The following is a 17,435-nucleotide window of genomic DNA, read 5'->3' as shown; positions in this document are numbered from 1 at the left end:
CAATATTCAAAATAATATTCCAGATAACACCCAAGCTAATACCCCTCGTAATAATCCCAGTCCTAGCACGGAATCTACACCTGTCATATTTCAAAAATTAGAAGCATTATTAAAAGCAGGAAAATGGCGAGATGCAGATTTAGAAACTTGGAACTTGATGCTAAAGTTAACTAAACGAGAAAGGGAAGGATGGTTAAGAATTGAAGATGTGAAAAATTTTCCCAGACAGGAATTGCGGAAAATGGATCAATTATGGGTAAAATATAGCAATGGTAAATTTGGCTTTTCTGTACAAAAGCAAATTTGGCTGGAGTTGGGTGGTAAGTTGGATGGACTAGTGGACTGGGATACCTATATAAAGTTAGGCGATCGCGTTGGTTGGAGAAAAAATGGTGATTGGCTCAGTTACGATAGTTACACCTTTAGTACAAATGCACCAACAGGACACCTGCCGGAGTTTGGGGGGCGACGGTTGCAAGGGGAATGTGGAGCCGGTGTGGGGGGGTGTACTACTCTTTTCTCTTCTCTAGACTATAACCCATAAGCGTTATACAAGATTATAAGTATTTCTTATCAAGAAGTAAATAACCGATTTATTAGGCTTTGGGGATTTCATTACCTGTTAGGCAGTTGGTGTAGTATACCTGTAGTAAATTTGTGGGTTGGTATGAGTAAAAAACCTAACATAAACGTCAGGTTGCGCTGTCCCTTAACCCGACCTACAAAACATAGATTGAGTATTACCTGATACAGAAATATAGCGGTATGCACTTGAATGAGATACAGAATTTACCTAAAAAACTATACACTCTCATGACTTTCAACTCTGTTCCCTATTCCCTGTTCCCTGCTATAGCAGAAGCTTAAATTACCCTTTCCTAATGATCAGATTTTAAGACCCCAACATATATAATATACCCAATAGATATCTCCAGAAAAGACATTATGGAACTTATTTATGGGGGCAGGTCGAAGCTTATGGAATATATAGATGTCTGATTTTTCCGTTAAATTATCGCCCATAAGCTTCGCCCCTACAACTTATGACAAATTAATACATTATTAATACATTATATTTTGGAGAGGTCTAATATACCCAGAACCCCGACTTCTTTAAGAAGTCGGGGATCTAAAGTAGGACTAAATACTCATTAACGACGAATTTTTTTGGCTATACCAGGCCAATTTTGATCACCTTTTTGAATATTTCCAGGAATGTCTTTTTCCCAGCGTTTTTGAGTGTCTAAATTAACATTTAAGTACAGCTTACCGTTGACAATTTTCCAGGCATTAGGATCAATAGGTGCAGTATATCCTCTACTGACAGCCCAAGCACAAAATCCTCCATATTGAGGAGCGTATTTTTCAGGATTTTCAATAAATAAATCGCGGTTTTCGGCTGTGGAAAATCGCCAATTTACATCCTGCCATTTGTGGGTAAAATTACTATTACCTGGAATTGCCTTTGCTTGTTGAAAATAAGCAACGGCATCAAAACCTTTTAAAACAAAAGAGTCTTGGACATTAAACACTTTACTAGCGAGTTTTAAAGGGGCATTAGCGGGGATATTTTGCCCTTGAATAGCATTTGGATCAAAATTACTATTATCAGTAGGTTTAAGGCTGGGATTTAGGGTTGCGTTGGTAGAATCAGAACTACAACCTGAAGCTAATCCTACTATGAATATTGAGGATGTGATGAAGGCGAGAAAGTGTTGGTGATTCATAGAAATGTTTATTTTTCTAGCGAAATATAAAACTCCTTGTAGGGACAATTCATGAATTGTCCCTACATGAATTGTTTCTACATGAATTGTTTCTACATGAATTGTTACCACAAGTCTAATAGAAAGATGGAAAAGTGGCAAGAATTAATTTCTAAGAAATTCTCGGCCATTTACCTATCCATTCGCCACCGCGAAAACGCCACCGGGGAAATAATAACCGCATGACTACCCAAGCAGATAAGTAAACTGCTAACCACACTAAACCATAATGTTGAATAAATCTGGTTAGGTGAAATTCGGTTTTAGGAATATGAGGTAAACCGATATTGGCAATTATTAAACCTAGAAATACCCCTTCTATAACTCCTGCATAAAGTTGAAATATTCCCGGCCAGTCGTGGTCCCAGAGATATTTTTGCAGAAAATCGTATAGGATATCCCAAGCTATGCCAAATAAACCTACATAAAACACAACCCAAAAGTAAACTAAGTTGGAAGCAATGCCTAAATATCCTTGATAAAAAAGCAGGGAAACTAACATTCCCACTGTTGCTAATAAAAAAATTCGCGTTTGCCAGCGTCCGAATAAAGTTGGAGTCATAGTGTTGTTAGAAGTGTGGTTAAAGTGTGGTTAGAAGTGTTGTTAGAAATAATGTAAATTAAGGTTTTTGAAAGCAATTAAGGCTTTTGATTCAATGCCCATTTTAACCATTGCCAAAGGGAATAAATTCCTTGAATATAGCGGACTCCTGGAGCTTTTACAGCCGCCAAAGCCTCGATAGAACGATGGGCAGCATATTGTAGTCCTAAAAATGTGTCTACGGGGGCGTAGGGACCGCCTAAGGTGATAATTCCTGCCCCATATATGCGAGAACGATTATTTCGCAGTTTTTTGATTTCAAAGTTGTTTTCTACATGAAAACGTCCTTCTGGGTTAAAATCTAGGTCGTAATGCAGTATTAGGTCTTTTAAAAATGGACTTTCTAAAGGGTTAGAAACTAATCCTGTACAGTCAATCACAAAATCAGCAATTAGGGTTTTTGGGCCTTTGGCAGTGTTTATATGAGTAACAACTTGACCTTGGGAATTACGTTCTAGTTTGCTGACTTCAGCATGACGAATTTCATACCATCTGTTGGCTATTCCTTGACGAACAATGTCGCGCCATTTTTTGCGACTAGCTGTGGTTGTTCCCCCCCAAGCCTGTAATAATTCCCGTCGTCTTAACGGGTCAGCGGCTTCTAGCATTGTTCGCATATCACCGCCCCAAGTTCCTTTTGGCCAGTTAAAAGGTTGAAATTCCCAGTCATTTTCTACGTAGCGTTTAGCTTGCTCAAATTGATTACCTTTGCGCGGTTCTCGGTTTAAATGAATTACTTGAATATGTTTCATTTTTCGGGCTTCATAGAGCCTTTCTAATATTTGTGAGGCTACAATTCCCGACCCACGAAGGACAATAGTACCGCCTTTTTTTTCTAATTGTTGGTAAATATGATCATGGGGTTCATAACCTTGAACTACAGTTCTCTTATTTCCTGTTTCTTGGGGATATTGTTGACGATATTTTTCCAGGTCTGGTAATAGTTTAATTGCGGGATAACCTGTGCAGAGATGGACGTATTTAGCTAATAAAAATTGGTGATTTCCGTCTTCTTCATCAGAAGTGGAATATGCAATACAATAACGCCCGTCTTCTGTTTGTCGTAGACTGCGAATACTGCCATATTCTAACATTTTACCCCAACCAATGCGATCGCCTTCCCTATCCATAGACTCAAATACATCTTTACCGCGAGGGGTGTAAGTATCTGCATAAACAGGTTCGGCGAAAACTTGCCACAAAAATCCTAAAGCTGCACCAACTTGTCCAGAAAAGAAGGATCTCCAAGCATCTCTTAAAGCATATCCTGGCCACCCCCAAATATTATCAGGACAGGAATCTGAACCAGAACGAATCCTTTTATATCGGGGAATTTGACAGTTTCTCAGTAGGCTTTCATAGCGTTTATAAGGTTTGTCTTGAACACTCAAAACTTTAATATTTTCTGGTTTAACTCCCGCAATTCTCAACATATCCACCCAAACAAAACTGCCCATTCCTCCCCCACAGGCTACATATTCTGTTTCTCTGACTGAAACACCACTCCGACGAATAGCTTCTAAGGAAACTTTTTCTGCATTCCAAAAGTTGAGATTATAGGGAAAACCCGCTGGTTGACTAGGTAGAGCGTTAGGAGTTTGCTGTTCTAAAGCATCTGTATAAGGATTAAAGATGATAGTTGATGGAGAATCTGTTGATTTCTGCACCCTAGATGCAGGAATAATCTCAGATTGGGGGTTAAAAATTGTGGACGTATTTTCAAATACAGACGTACTTTCAAATACAATGGTAGCATCGTCATCGCTCTGGAGGATAACGGTAATAGTGTAATTACTTATTCCCAGTATATCCCCACTTTTTAACGTCCGACGTTCTTTAAGTAGTTTTTGACCGTTGATTCTAGTACCATTGGTACTTTTGTCTTCTAAATAAACCTGATTGTTTTCTAAGGTAATTTGAGCATGAAACTGAGAAATTTCTCTATTAGAGTCTAATAAAACTACAGGAGCAACGGTTTCACCATTGATAACCGCAGGAAGTTGGGTCATTTTTCGTCCGATAGCTACTGGCAGGTTAAAAACCTGTTCTTCTGGCTCCTGTGTCAGTTTATTTTCGGAAATCAGTTTGATTTGCATGGTTTCAATTTTAGCTTTTAGAACTTGATATCATATTACACATCTTGTGAAAATTATGGTAGGGACAATTCATAAATTGTCTCTAGAACAGGTTTCAAGTTATACAGATTTAATGACTACAAGAGGTCTATTGATAATACAAAAGTTCTGATCTCAAATCAGCCACAGTATTGAAAGTTGAAGGAAGCAAATTCTGACGTAGAATGTATAATCTACCCGGTCTTAGCCCGGAGAGTGTCAACAAACTAGGTTATTTCCACAGTGATTAATGAAATTTTAGTAAAAATCCGTGCTGTTCTCCTGCAAGATCAACGTTCACCTTTAACTTTTAGTGTCCCTAATTTCCTATCAATTATTCTGTTTAGTAGTCTAGTAGTGACAAGTTTAATATGGGTAATAAGTGAACTTAAATGGTTACAAAATAGTGAGTTAAGCATTTATGATCAGATGTTGCGTTCGCGCCCTCCAGAACCTCCTGATAACAGAATTTTATTAGTGACAATTACTCAAGAGGATCTGAACAGGGAAAAATGGCCTTTATCCGATCAAACTATTAATAAATTACTAAAAAAATTAGAGTCTTATCAACCCCGTGTCATTGGGTTAAATATTTATCGCCATGAACAAAAAAATTTAGCTGCTAATCTCAAAAAGCAAAATCAAATTATTGCCACTTGTTTATTAAGTAATATTGATAGATCAGAAGTTGCCCCACCTGCCAATTTTCCTATAGATAACATCGGTTTTGATGATGTAGTGACCGATAACGCAGTTGATCAAGTTATCCGTCGTGGTTTATTATTTGTTGATTATACAACAGAAGATCATCAATGTAAAACTAGATTTTCCTTTGCTGCGTTATTAGCTATTATTTATTTAGAAAAACAAGGTATTGAATATAGTTTTACTGAAAAACAAGAATTACAAATAGGTAAAACTATATTTCCCCGCTTATATAAAGACGCAGGTAATTATCAAGATACAGATGACGATGGCTATCAAATTTTATTAAATTACCGTCACCCGAATCACCTAGCCCAACAAGTTACTCTCACACAAGTTCTCACAGATCAAGTTAACCCCAATTGGGTAAAAGATCGCTTAGTAATTATTGGAACTACTGCCGCTAGTGTACATCCTGGTTACTATACACCTTATAGCAATTTATCAGACCAACCAGCGAGAATGCCTCGTGTTTTTATTCATGCCCAAATAGCCAGCCAAATTATTAGTGCAGTTCTCGATAATAGACCTATAATATATTACTTTCCAGATACTTATGAATGGTTATGGATTTGGATTTGTTCTATTGTAGGTGCTATTGTAGCAAGGCAATGGCGACATCCTTTACTATTAATAATAGTAGAATTTTTTATTATTGTTAGTATTGTAGGAATTGCGGCTGGTTTGTATTTGCAAGCAATATGGATACCTTTATTTACTCCTTCTTTAGCTTTAGTTATTACTAGTGTTGCTGTCATGGGTTACACGACTTATCAAACTCAAAAACAAAATCAAGCTATTCTGCTGCAAGTTGAAAAACAACAAGAAGCTATTGCTCAAATCAGCTTAATATTGGATCAATCGACACAACTGCCATCGGATTTTAACAACTTTGATTTTTCAGAAATATCAACATTCAAAACTGATGATTTACTTTTAGCAGGGCGTTATAAAATCTTAAATACCCTTGCTTCTGGTGGTTTTGGATGTACTTATTTAGCAGAAGATACACAACAAAAAGGTAATCCTATTTGTGTAGTTAAACAATTAATGCCCGCCCGTAGAGATACAAGATTTATGGACGTTGCCCGTAGATTATTTAATACGGAAGCGGAAATTTTAGCAGTAGTGGGAAAACATGATCAAATTCCTAAATTGTTTGCTTCTTTTGAAGAGAATAAAGAATTTTATTTAGTTCAAGAATATATTATTGGACATACTTTAAGTGAAGAACTACCCCCAGAAACAGGTGTTAAAAGTGAAGCTTATGTTGTAGATATGTTGAAAGAAATTTTAGAAATTTTATCATTTATCCATCAACACCGTGTAATTCATCGGGATATTAAACCTACAAATATTATCAGACGTACTCAAGATAATCGCTTGGTGTTAATAGATTTTGGTGCTGTCAAATTAATTCAACCACGAATAGAAGGAGAAACGGAATTAGCTACTGTTGCTATCGGCACAAGAGGTTATTCACCACCAGAACAATTTGCCGGTCATCCCCGCTTATGTAGTGATATTTATGCTTTAGGTATGATTGGTATTCAAGCTATTACAGGTATACCTCCCCAAGAACTACCAGCAAATCCCGAAACTGGTAATATTATGTGGCGAAACAGAATTAATGTTAGCGATGAATTAGCAAGGATTTTAGATAAAATGGTTTGTTATCATTTTGGCGATCGCTATCAGTCTGCTACCTCAGTTATTCAAGATTTGAAGTCATTAATAATTCGTAATTCGTAATTCGTAATTCGTAATTCGTAATTGGCAGCATCCCAAATGCGTAAATTTATTTTTATCTATGGAAATAATATGCCCCAAGGCTTAATATGATTGAACCGCAAAGGGCGCAAAGGACACAAAGGTAAGAAAGTTTAAGAGATTTTTAGTGTTGCTGTGGTTATTTTTTGACAATTGGGATGCTGCCTCGTAATTTGTAATTATGAATTACTACGTATATAGTAAAAATTATTACTGATACTTTTTATTGTATAAGTCTTATCTAATCTTTTTTATATATATATAAATATAAATATATAATGCAAATTTTTACATTAAACTATGCAAATAATACATAAGTAAATTTCTATGTTTACGATTAGAAACTATTAGGATTAGAAACTATAATGAATATTATTTTTTTGTTAAGGTTCTCCCAAAAGGAAATTTGAGTAACTTTCAAAACATAAATAGTATCAAAAATCACGTTATTACAATAAATAATGTGAAGTAATTCGGTGCATAGGAACAAAAACAAGTGTTGAAGAAATTTGTGATGATTGGGGTTTTAACCCTATGTTTGTTAGTATTCCCACTCATGGGTAATGCCTTAGCCCAAGGAACAAATACACCAACTGCTCCTGATACTGGAGATACGGCATTTGTGCTGATCTCATCGGCACTGGTATTGTTGATGACACCTGGATTAGCATTTTTTTATGGTGGGTTTGTGCGATCGCGCAATATCCTCAACACCTTAATGATGAGTTTTGTGTTGATGGCCATTGTCGGAGTCACCTGGGTTTTGTGGGGTTATAGTTTGTCCTTTGCTCCTGGTTTACCCTTCATCGGTGGCTTACAGTGGTTAGGGTTAAACGGTGTCGGTTTAGAAACAAGCGGATATTTGCAAGGTTCAGCCCCGGAAGAAATAGTTTCTTATGCGGGAACAATACCCCATCAAGCATACATGATTTATCAAGCCATGTTTGCAATTATTACTCCAGCCTTAATTTCTGGGGCGATCGCCGAACGGATGAGTTTCCGCGCTTATTGCTTATTTGTGCTATTGTGGTCAACCTTTATCTACACACCCCTAGCGCATGCGGTCTGGGCAAAAGGTGGATTTTTGGGCTTATACGGTGGTTTAGGCGCTCTTGACTTTGCTGGTGGTACAGTAGTGCATATTAGTTCAGGAGTTTCTGCACTGGTAGCAGCCACAGTTCTCGGACCTCGGAAAAACCACCCAGATCGTCTGAGTCCACCCCATAACGTCCCCTTCATTTTATTAGGTGCTGGCTTACTTTGGTTTGGCTGGTTTGGCTTTAACGCTGGTAGCGCCTTATCTGCGGGTAGTATTGCCACAGTAGCCTTTGTTGCTACCAACACCTCAGCCGCCGCTGGTGCGTTAATGTGGCTAATTTTAGAAGCAACCCTGAGAGGAAAACCCACCGCCGTAGGTGCTGCTACAGGTGCAGTAGCAGGTTTAGTTGGTATTACTCCCGCCGCAGGATTTGTCACACCCTTAGCAGCAATATTAATAGGTTCTATTACTTCTCTTGTTTGCTTTTATGCTGTAAGCTTCAAGCACAAATTGAATGTAGATGATGCCTTAGACACCTATCCTGTACATGGTGTGGGTGGAACATTAGGAGCAATTTTAACCGCCATCTTTGCTAGTACCGAAGTCAACCCAGGCGGGAAAGATGGGCTATTACGTGGTAATTTTGGGGAAATATTTGTAGAATTGGCAGCGATCGCCATAGCTTATATCATCGCGGCTGCTGGTACATGGATCATCCTCAAATTTATTGATGCTACCATTGGTCTGCGTGTAAAAGAGGAAGCAGAAAACCAAGGTTTAGATATCCACGAACACGGAGAAGAAGGTTATAACTCCGAGTTTGGCGATCGCATTAACGTTTATAGTGATAGGTGATAGGTGATAGGTGATAGGTGATAGGTGATAGGTGACTGGTGACTGGTGACTGGTGACTGGTGACTGGGCTATTAATCTTCCCCATCTCCCCATCATTCCACCTCCCCTGTTTACTCAACAATTGGTTATTTTTTATTTGCAAGTCCGTGAGATCCCCAGCTTCTTAAAGAATTTGGGGACTTTATCATTTAAGATTCAAAGGCCAAATTACTAAATTTTTGTAAACTTGATGTAAATTGAACTTACTCGGCATTAACTGACCACAGAATAAATTTTCAAGGTTTAATTTTGAATTTTTAATTTTTTAATCGTGTCCACTTCCGCAAAACCATTTCCAATCTGGGGATTTTTCTTACTGGTGACAAATGGTATCCTGATGTTAGCCATCATTTTACTGATTTGGCGACAGCAGAAATTGACCACCGCCTTTGCAACTAGCACTCCCCCACAACCAGTCAACCTCAACCCTCAAAACCAAGCTTTCATACCAGAGTTAGGACCACGTCATAAACTAAATTACCAACAATGGCTAAAAATTCTTAAACAAGAAGCCAAAGTAGCAGCCGAAAAACCGCCAGAAAAATTAACCATATTAGCTGGAGACTCTTTAAGTTTATGGTTTCCACCTGATTTATTGCCAGAAGGCAAAAATTGGTTAAATCAGGGAATTTCTGGTGAAACTAGCGAAGGATTATTAAAAAGATTAGAGTTATTTGACCGTACCAAACCAGAAGTCATTTTAATCATGATTGGCATTAATGACATGATTCGCGGCGTAGGTGATGAAGAAATTTTAGCCAATCAAAAACAAATCATCCGTTATCTACGCAAAAAGCACCCCAAAGCCAAAATTGTTCTACAGTCGATTTTGCCACATGGGGGAGAAGAAGCAACTTGGGAAGGACGGGAAAAACTATTAGCTATTCCTAACAGTCGTATTCGCAAGTTAAATGAGGAACTAGAAAAAATAGCGAATCAACAAAAAATTAAATATGTTAACTTACATCCCTTGTTCACTGACAAGCAAGGTGATCTGCGTCGAGAATTTAGCACCGACGGTTTACACCTCAATTCCCAAGGTTACACAGTCTGGCGCACTGCATTGCAGATTTACAATGAACAGGGAATAGGGAACAGGTGACAGGTGACAGAAAAGAAATCATCACTGTCATTATCTCAAAGAGTGTTTAAATGTGATAACTGTGGCTTTGAGATTGACAGAGATTTAAACGCTGCGATTAATTTAAAACAAGAAGCGGTCAGATTGATCGTGTTAGCCTGTGAACTAGATAGTGCCGACACTTCTAGGGTTAAACAGGAAGAAAAAGCCAACTTTTGTTAGCATTAGTTAGCTTTTTTGTATCGGACAATATTAGCTTTTGCCTATTGCCTATTGCCTATTCCCTATTCCCTATTCCCTATTCCCTTCTTTCCCAGTCCCCAATCACCAATCACCACATTAACTGAATTGTGTCTTGGCAAGAGAAAATAAGAAATATTGATTTTAGCAGACAACACAAAATGGATACCAAAGCTTTTAAACGTAGCCTCCAACATTCAGAAAATTACAATCGGAAAGGATTTGGACATAAAGCAGAAGTGTCCACTCAGTTGCAGTCTGAGTATGAAAGTAGCTTAATTCAAGAGATACGCGATCGCAACTACATCCTTCAAAGAGGTAATGTTACTATCCGACTAGCACAAGCATTTGGATTTTGCTGGGGTGTAGAACGTGCCGTAGCAATGGCCTATGAAACTCGTCAGCACTTCCCCACAGAACGCATCTGGATCACCAACGAAATAATTCACAATCCTTCTGTGAACCAACGGATGCAAGAAATGGAAGTCCAATTTATTCCTGTTGAAGCTAATAAAAAGGACTTTTCTGTTGTCGATCAAGGTGATGTAGTCATTCTGCCCGCCTTTGGTGCCAGCGTCCAAGAAATGCAAATTTTACATGATAAAGGTTGCCAAATTGTTGATACAACTTGTCCTTGGGTTTCCAAAGTTTGGAACACAGTTGAAAAACACAAAAAAGGCGAATTTACCTCAATTATTCACGGTAAATACAAACACGAAGAAACCGTTGCTACCAGTTCCTTTGCAGGTAAATATCTGATTGTTTTGAATTTACAAGAAGCCGAATATGTGGCTAACTATATCCTCAATGGTGGCAACCGTGAGGAATTTTTAACCAAGTTTGCTAAAGCTTGTTCTGCTGGATTTGATCCTGACAAAGATTTAGAAAAAGTGGGTATTGCCAACCAAACAACCATGCTCAAAGGTGACACCGAAAAAATTGGTAAACTCTTTGAGAAAACCATGATGCAGAAATATGGACCTGCTGCATTAAATCAACATTTCCAAAGTTTCAACACCATCTGCGACGCTACCCAAGAAAGACAAGATGCCATGTTGGAATTAGTCGAACACAATTTAGATTTAATAGTAGTAATTGGTGGATTTAATTCCTCGAATACTACACAATTACAACAGATAGCTTTTGACCGCAATATTCCTTCCTATCACATTGATAGCGTTGAGCGTATTCTCTCAGCTAACGCCATCGAACATCGGCAATTAACTGGAGAATTGACAATAGCAGAAAACTGGCTACCGGAAGGAGAAATAGTTGTTGGTGTCACCTCTGGAGCTTCTACACCTGATAAAGTTGTAGAAGATATCATTGAGAAAATTTTTGCTTTAAAAGCAAACTGGTAAGTAGATCAACATAATTAAACATAAAATGTTGAAAAGCTAGATACCCGACTTTTGACAGAAGTCGGGTATCTGGATATTACGCTATTTTCCAATCATCAATCACCGATCATCAATCACCAGCTATTTAGACCACATTCCGCACCCACAACTGTCACACCCCAAGGAAATGGATGTATTTAGTACATAGGAACTAATTGCTGAGAAGATTTGTTAAAGCTTAATAGGAATTATTACTATTTAGATAGAGATACGTTCTTGTTTCATTGACTCTACATTAGATTCCGAAAAGCCCTTATGTCAAGCCTGATTGAGATGCTCTTACCCTGCACATCAGGGATATTTATTCTGGTTGTATTAAAAATCTCTTAACAGTATTAACTCTTTATTTTGATATTGAAGAAAACAAAGATAAAATAGAAGAGTCCTTGGTTGAAGCAAAAAAATATTTAGCCCTTTTGTTAATCTACACTAAAAGTATAAAAGAATTTAAGGAAATTCAGAAAGATATATATTTATTTACCATAGGTGAATACAAAGAGGTTATAGAAGAGGCCAATAAAAAAGGCTTAAAACTTTCAGTTAGATATGCGTCTATCCAAGAAGCATCCATAAGAGATATCCGTCTTGCATCAGATATAATACTGAAAAAAATTCTTGAAACAGCACCAAAAGATAAAAGACTATAATTTCTTTGACACTTGCAATTTTTTATATATTTACTTTGAGGGAATACGAGATAATATAGAAACATCTTCTAGTGAAAAACATCATGCAAGCATACAAACTCAAAGGAAAAATTGATTCATCTGGTAACTTAGTAATTACCGACCCCCTGAATTTACCTCCTGGAGATGTAGAAATTGTAGTTTGGCAAGCCACTGAAACGCTTGATAATACCACAACCCCAGCAAGTGAACCAGCACCAGAAACACCAAAGAGAAAATCTAGGATAAAAGCATTTGAGGGTTTATTTGAAAATGCCCCACCTGTTCCAGCAGACTTTGATCCAGATCAAGCTAAATATGAATATTTAAAGGAGAAATATAACCTGTGAAAATCCTGCTAGATACTAATATCATCATTGATAATGCCCTAGAAAGAGAGCCTTTTTGGAATGTAAGTGAACAAGTTTTATCACTGATTGAACAAGGGAAAATTGCAGGTTATATTTCAGCTTCAACTTTTAGTGATTTGTATTATATCATCCGTAAAGCCAGAGGTCGAGATTGGACGCTTACCTATTTAAATCAGTTAGTTACTTTCTGTCAAATTGCCACGGTAAATCAGGCTGCAATTACAATGGCTTTCACAACCAATTTTAAAGATTTTGAAGATGCCATTCAATACTCCACTGCTGTAGTTAATCAATTAGATGCGATTATTACCCGTAATTCTCAAGATTTCCCCGTAGTTACACCGCGAATTCTTACTCCTGACCAATTAATTGAGGAATTAACCAACTCTCCTTGATTGATTTAAACTAATTTTGGATTTTAGACCGACCTTAAACATCCAATCCAAAATAAGAGTGGTTTAGTAGAGAATTTTAATAATATAATTTTATCCTGATAATCTCAATACATGATTTTAACTTATGCTTATCTAAAAATAAAGTTAAAAACGCCATGAAAATTTCAGAACATTAATTTGATTAATGAGCTAAATAGTCCAATTAAAATATGCTTATCATCATTGAAATATTCTGGTTTTGCTCCTGCACCAATTAAGTGTTCACAAGCGATTAATTCAAAGAATTTTGGGAACATATATAAAGGCTGTGACATCATGCTTAAACCGTTTAAAATCATCGCCTTTACTACCTGACCTGCACTGACTTTTTCTTCTGGTTCTGATCCTAGTAAATTATTAATTATTTCTACTATCCCTAAATGGTCTATCTTCTTCAAATCAAGGTCTTTTACATTAAACATGACAACAGAAACTCCACCAAAGTATCTATTTCAATTTTCTCATTTTTCTGTTGAGTCAACACATTTTTTTAGTTTTTTCATCGTAATTGAGGATAAACTTTTCAATGATTTTGAACTCAGTTTTCTATCAAAATAACCTAAGAACCAATAATTTTATACTTAGTTGTATTTGTTAACTGTATCTCTATCTAAATAGTAATAATTCCTATTAAGCTTTAACAAATCTTCTCAGCAATTAGTTCCTATGTACTAAATACATCCATTTCCTTGGGGTGTGACAGTTGTGGGTGCGGAATGTGGGATTTGGCATTTTGGCAATCATCCACTAAAGTAACCTGATATATTACAGAAATTACCAAGATGTTTTTCATTATTATACCTTGGACGGGTTAAAACCCGTCTCTTTTGTCATTGTAATATTTGCCATTTTGGCAGAAACTCAAAAATTAATTGTGCTAGATTAATCAAAGTTGCAGAGATTAATCTATGAATCAAACAATTTACACGGTTTAAATTACCGTTTTTATTGTTGATGTCATTGACAATCCTGACAACCTATTGAATGTTATTTCTACTATTTTTTTTATATTCCAAGGTGTATTGCCACTTTCAAGCTATTAGTGCGGACGGGATAACCCCCGTCCTTTTTTATTTGGGGTAATTAACTGAATTTTTGGCAACCGGATCATCTATTATCAGTTTTTCGCATATTTGCATACATCCTCTGGGAAGATGCAGCCACAAAACCAGACAGGTTAAATTACTTTGGGATGTTGTTATGCACTGGATTTATAGCGAGGTTTGGTTAACCACCAAACCTTTTTTGTGTGTCAACATTAAGACCCACATTCCGCACTTCAAAAAGTAGTATGATTTAACTACAGTGATGGTCAATTAAAACTTATGATTTTAACAATTACGTATCAAGTACAAAGGGGAGATATATCACTTAATACTCATAGGAATAGGAAAAATTAACCAACTTATATCTAAAGTATTAAAATATCTAAAGTATTAAAATATCTAAAGTATTAAAAACCAATGACTGATGATTACTCTCCTGCTTACCGATGGGAAATTTTCCACTACACCCCGTTTTATGGTAAAAATTAAATTGACAACAAAAAACATCAATAGTAATCATGAGTCTAATTTGGCAAGTTGATTTTTATCGCAGTCCCCAAAAAGATACAGCAGGACAGATATTATGGGATTTATTGATTTGTGATCCAAGTCGTAACTTTGAATATATCGCTACCTGTCCCCAGTCACAAGCAAATTCAAATTGGTTAACAGAACATTTTAAACTAGCAGCTAAGGAAAAATTACCTGATATTATTCAAGTTTTTCGTCCTCAAGCTTTAAGTTTAATTACAGCAGCAGCGAATAATTTAGAAATTGAAATTGAAATTGAAGCTACCCGTCGCACTCAAGCGTTAAAACAATGGTTGCAAGAAAAGCAATATTCCTTAGTTATTGATAAACCACCACCAACACCATTACCAGAAAATCTCTGGGGTGAAGAATGGCGTTTTGCAAATATTCAAGCTGGTGATATTATTGATGAATTTGCAGATCGTCCGATTCCTGTTTTACAAATACCAGAATTTCTACAACCAATTAATTTAGGTTTAGCTTCAACTGTTCCTATTCCCGGTGTGATAATTTATGGTGGTAGACAATCTCTGCGTTTTGCAAGATGGTTACAAGAAACTAACCCTGTGAGTTTAAATTATATTCCTGGTTCACCTGATGGGTTAATTTTAGAAGCAGGTTTAGCAGATAGATGGATTTTAGCAACTTTTGAAGATGCAGAAGTTACAGCAGCAGCAAAAGTTTATGAACAACGCAAACAATTAAGTAAAGGTTTGCATTTTTTATTGGTACAACCTGATGATTCAGGGATGACTTTTAGCGGTTTTTGGTTGTTAAAAGAGGAACAGTAAAATTATTTGTAATGCAAGTCAATATTCTGACTCCTGACTCCTAAATTCTGAAATTATTTCCTCAATTCGTGCATACTTCTGACAATTTTGGTAACTATATTTCTAGGTGCAAATCTCACGGATCTAGCTAATATTTGATTTCTAATTCCGGGAATAGCAATAGTTTTATTTGCCATTAAACTATCATAACCAATTTTAGCCACACTTTCAGTTGTCATCATCCTATTAACATGAGAAATTTTTGATTCTTCCATTGCTGCGGATTTTTGAAATTTGGATGCAGTAGGACCAGGACAAAGTGCGGTGACAGTGACACCTGTACCTTCTAATTCATTAGCGATCGCCTCTGAAAATGATAACACATAAGCTTTACTAGCAAAATAAACCGCCATCAAAGGACCAGGTTGAAATGCAGCAACAGAAGCAACATTTAATATCTTCCCATGTCCTTGACTAATCATATCCTTGAGGAATAATTTAGTTAAATGGGTGAGACTGACAATGTTAATTTGTAACAATTTCAGTTCTTGTGTCAGGTCAGTTTCGCTAAATACTCCATAAGTACCAATTCCAGCATTATTCACTAATACATCAATCTTAATTCCTGCTGTTTGTAACTCGTTAAATATTTCCTCTGGAGATGTAGATATAGATAAATCCTTAACTAATATTTTTACAGAGATACCCAATCTATTAATAAAATCATCAGCAATTGTTATTAACTTTTCTGCATCTTTATCTATCAACACCAAGTTGTAACTATGTCTAGCAAAAATATAAGCTAATTGATAGCCAATTCCGTGTGCTGACCCTGTAACAAGTACATTTTTTTGTCGAGATTTATGTTGATTTTCCATTTGATTTAATAATTAATTTTACTTTTGTTTATGCGAATTACCATTAAAATAACATTATGCAAAATGAAGTTTGTAACAATTACATTAACTTTATTAGTTATCAATTTGAAAATCTGTATTTTTTGATTCATTATTGATTGACAAATGTTTATAAAGCATGAAATACTAATTATTGTTTTCATTAATTGTTTAATTAAATACAGATATGCAAGCAAGTTTTTTAAGTGCAGTTGTTCTACCTCTATCCTTAGCGATCATTATGTTAGGGATGGGATTATCTCTTGTCCCTGAAGATTTCCAACGAGTAACAAAATATCCCAAAGCAGTCGCTATTGGTTTGTTCAGTCAATTAATTTTGTTACCTATTATTGGTTTTATCATTGCTAAAGTTGTACCGATGCAACCTGTAATTGCAATGGGGTTAATGATAGTTGCATTGTGTCCAGGGGGAGTATCATCAAATATTATTACGTTTCTTGCTAAAGGTGATGTTGCACTTTCTGTCACTCTCACTGCTTTTAGTAGTTTAATTACAGTGTTTACAATTCCCATTTTTGGCAACCTTGCATATCAACATTTTATAGGTGAAAGTGCTACCATTGCTTTACCTATTTTACCGACAATCTTACAAATTTTTATCATGACTATTGTTCCTATTTCTATGGGAATGATAGTGAGAAAATTGTTTCCTCAATTTGCAATTTCTTTGGAAAAAGTAACCAACCGTCTTGCAGGAGGATTATTAGCTTTAATTATTCTTTTGTTAGTTATTCGTGAGTGGGAAAAACTACCTGGTTTTATTGTTCAAGTCGGTGTTGCTGTTGTTTTGTTGAATACTATTTCTATGTTTTTGGGGTTTTATGTGAGCAAACTTTTAAATCTAAAACCTGCTCAACAAATCTGTATAGCGATTGAAGTCGGGCTACAAAATGGTACACTGGCTATAGCTATTACTGCGGGGATTCTGAATAATCCTGATATGGCCATACCGGCAGCAGTTTACGCTTTATATATGTATGTTACAGGTTTTCTGGCTATTTTGTATGGGAGAAAGTTAGCTGAAATTCAATCTGCATAATTTATCATCGTTGGGGTTAAACAACATATTGCTTCCCCACCGAATCGGTATT

Annotated in this window: 16 protein-coding genes and 1 pseudogene; 11 read left to right on the top strand and 6 right to left on the bottom strand. The window is 36.3% G+C overall.

Features of this window, described 5'->3' with window-relative positions; translation table 11 throughout:
- The coding region (locus FFR48_RS05900; RefSeq protein WP_137666697.1) for a GUN4 domain-containing protein at positions 1–544 on the top strand (544 nt) is incomplete at its 5' end.
- A 607-nt stretch (positions 545–1,151) separates the two neighbouring features.
- Here the strand turns inward: FFR48_RS05900 and FFR48_RS05895 are convergent.
- The 3 genes from FFR48_RS05895 to FFR48_RS05885 form a co-directional block, all read right to left on the bottom strand.
- Positions 1,152–1,838 (bottom strand): YHS domain-containing (seleno)protein, encoded by a 687-nt coding sequence (locus tag FFR48_RS05895; RefSeq protein ID WP_236104003.1) that lies wholly within the window; start codon positions 1,836–1,838, stop codon positions 1,152–1,154.
- A 40-nt stretch (positions 1,839–1,878) separates the two neighbouring features.
- Positions 1,879–2,328, bottom strand: a complete 450-nt coding sequence (locus FFR48_RS05890; RefSeq protein WP_137666696.1) for a hypothetical protein — start codon at positions 2,326–2,328, stop codon at positions 1,879–1,881.
- Positions 2,329–2,405: 77 nt separating this feature from the next.
- The gene (locus FFR48_RS05885) at positions 2,406–4,463 is read right to left on the bottom strand and encodes an FHA domain-containing protein (protein ID WP_137666695.1); all 2,058 of its coding nucleotides are present in this window, start codon (positions 4,461–4,463) and stop codon (positions 2,406–2,408) included.
- Positions 4,464–4,724: 261 nt separating this feature from the next.
- Between FFR48_RS05885 and FFR48_RS05880 the strand changes: the two genes are divergently transcribed.
- Both FFR48_RS05880 and FFR48_RS05875 read left to right on the top strand, forming a co-directional pair.
- A complete protein-coding gene (locus FFR48_RS05880) occupies positions 4,725–6,938 on the top strand; it encodes a CHASE2 domain-containing protein (protein ID WP_137666694.1) in 2,214 nt (737 codons plus the stop codon).
- A 532-nt stretch (positions 6,939–7,470) separates the two neighbouring features.
- The gene (locus tag FFR48_RS05875; RefSeq protein ID WP_199291173.1) at positions 7,471–8,850 is read left to right on the top strand and encodes an ammonium transporter; all 1,380 of its coding nucleotides are present in this window, start codon (positions 7,471–7,473) and stop codon (positions 8,848–8,850) included.
- Here the strand turns inward: FFR48_RS05875 and FFR48_RS05870 are convergent.
- Entirely contained in the window at positions 8,828–8,992 is a 165-nt protein-coding gene (locus tag FFR48_RS05870) for a hypothetical protein (protein WP_162501846.1), read from the bottom strand. The two genes, FFR48_RS05875 and FFR48_RS05870, sit on opposite strands and share 23 nt — an antisense overlap.
- A gap of 168 nt (positions 8,993–9,160) precedes the next feature.
- On the opposite strand from FFR48_RS05870, the gene FFR48_RS05865 reads away from it, so the two are divergent.
- From FFR48_RS05865 to FFR48_RS05840, 6 genes are all read left to right on the top strand, one after another.
- Complete coding sequence (locus tag FFR48_RS05865) at positions 9,161–9,991, top strand: SGNH/GDSL hydrolase family protein (protein ID WP_137666692.1); 831 nt, start codon at positions 9,161–9,163, stop codon at positions 9,989–9,991.
- Positions 9,992–9,994: 3 nt separating this feature from the next.
- A complete protein-coding gene (locus FFR48_RS05860; RefSeq protein ID WP_236104002.1) occupies positions 9,995–10,192 on the top strand; it encodes a zinc ribbon domain-containing protein in 198 nt (65 codons plus the stop codon).
- Between the two features lie 179 nt (positions 10,193–10,371).
- The gene (locus tag FFR48_RS05855) at positions 10,372–11,571 is read left to right on the top strand and encodes a 4-hydroxy-3-methylbut-2-enyl diphosphate reductase (RefSeq protein ID WP_137666691.1); all 1,200 of its coding nucleotides are present in this window, start codon (positions 10,372–10,374) and stop codon (positions 11,569–11,571) included.
- Positions 11,572–11,996: 425 nt separating this feature from the next.
- The gene (locus tag FFR48_RS05850; protein ID WP_137666690.1) at positions 11,997–12,257 is read left to right on the top strand and encodes a hypothetical protein; all 261 of its coding nucleotides are present in this window, start codon (positions 11,997–11,999) and stop codon (positions 12,255–12,257) included.
- A gap of 83 nt (positions 12,258–12,340) precedes the next feature.
- Positions 12,341–12,625 (top strand): hypothetical protein, encoded by a 285-nt coding sequence (locus tag FFR48_RS05845; RefSeq protein ID WP_137666689.1) that lies wholly within the window; start codon positions 12,341–12,343, stop codon positions 12,623–12,625.
- A complete protein-coding gene (locus tag FFR48_RS05840) occupies positions 12,622–13,041 on the top strand; it encodes a type II toxin-antitoxin system VapC family toxin (protein ID WP_137666688.1) in 420 nt (139 codons plus the stop codon). Before FFR48_RS05845 ends, FFR48_RS05840 begins: the two co-directional genes overlap by 4 nt.
- A gap of 212 nt (positions 13,042–13,253) precedes the next feature.
- Here the strand turns inward: FFR48_RS05840 and FFR48_RS05835 are convergent.
- Positions 13,254–13,502: pseudogene (locus FFR48_RS05835) on the bottom strand (DUF4277 domain-containing protein); the annotation flags it as partial.
- Positions 13,503–14,644: 1,142 nt separating this feature from the next.
- On the opposite strand from FFR48_RS05835, the gene FFR48_RS05830 reads away from it, so the two are divergent.
- The gene (locus FFR48_RS05830; protein WP_137666687.1) at positions 14,645–15,448 is read left to right on the top strand and encodes a Tab2/Atab2 family RNA-binding protein; all 804 of its coding nucleotides are present in this window, start codon (positions 14,645–14,647) and stop codon (positions 15,446–15,448) included.
- A 53-nt stretch (positions 15,449–15,501) separates the two neighbouring features.
- Here the strand turns inward: FFR48_RS05830 and FFR48_RS05825 are convergent, their stop codons facing one another.
- Complete coding sequence (locus FFR48_RS05825; protein WP_137666686.1) at positions 15,502–16,305, bottom strand: SDR family NAD(P)-dependent oxidoreductase; 804 nt, start codon at positions 16,303–16,305, stop codon at positions 15,502–15,504.
- Positions 16,306–16,510: 205 nt separating this feature from the next.
- Between FFR48_RS05825 and FFR48_RS05820 the strand changes: the two genes are divergently transcribed.
- Positions 16,511–17,383 carry a bile acid:sodium symporter family protein gene (locus FFR48_RS05820; RefSeq protein ID WP_137666685.1) on the top strand — a complete coding sequence of 291 codons (873 nt, stop codon included), beginning with the start codon at positions 16,511–16,513 and terminating at the stop codon, positions 17,381–17,383.
- The last annotated feature ends 52 nt before the right edge of the window (positions 17,384–17,435 follow it).

The organism is Sphaerospermopsis reniformis (assembly GCF_005402885.1).
GTDB classification, from domain to species: Bacteria; Cyanobacteriota; Cyanobacteriia; order Cyanobacteriales; family Nostocaceae; genus Sphaerospermopsis; species Sphaerospermopsis kisseleviana.
Note: the sequence above shows the minus strand (reverse complement) of the source record. Positions and strands in the feature narration are given on the sequence as shown.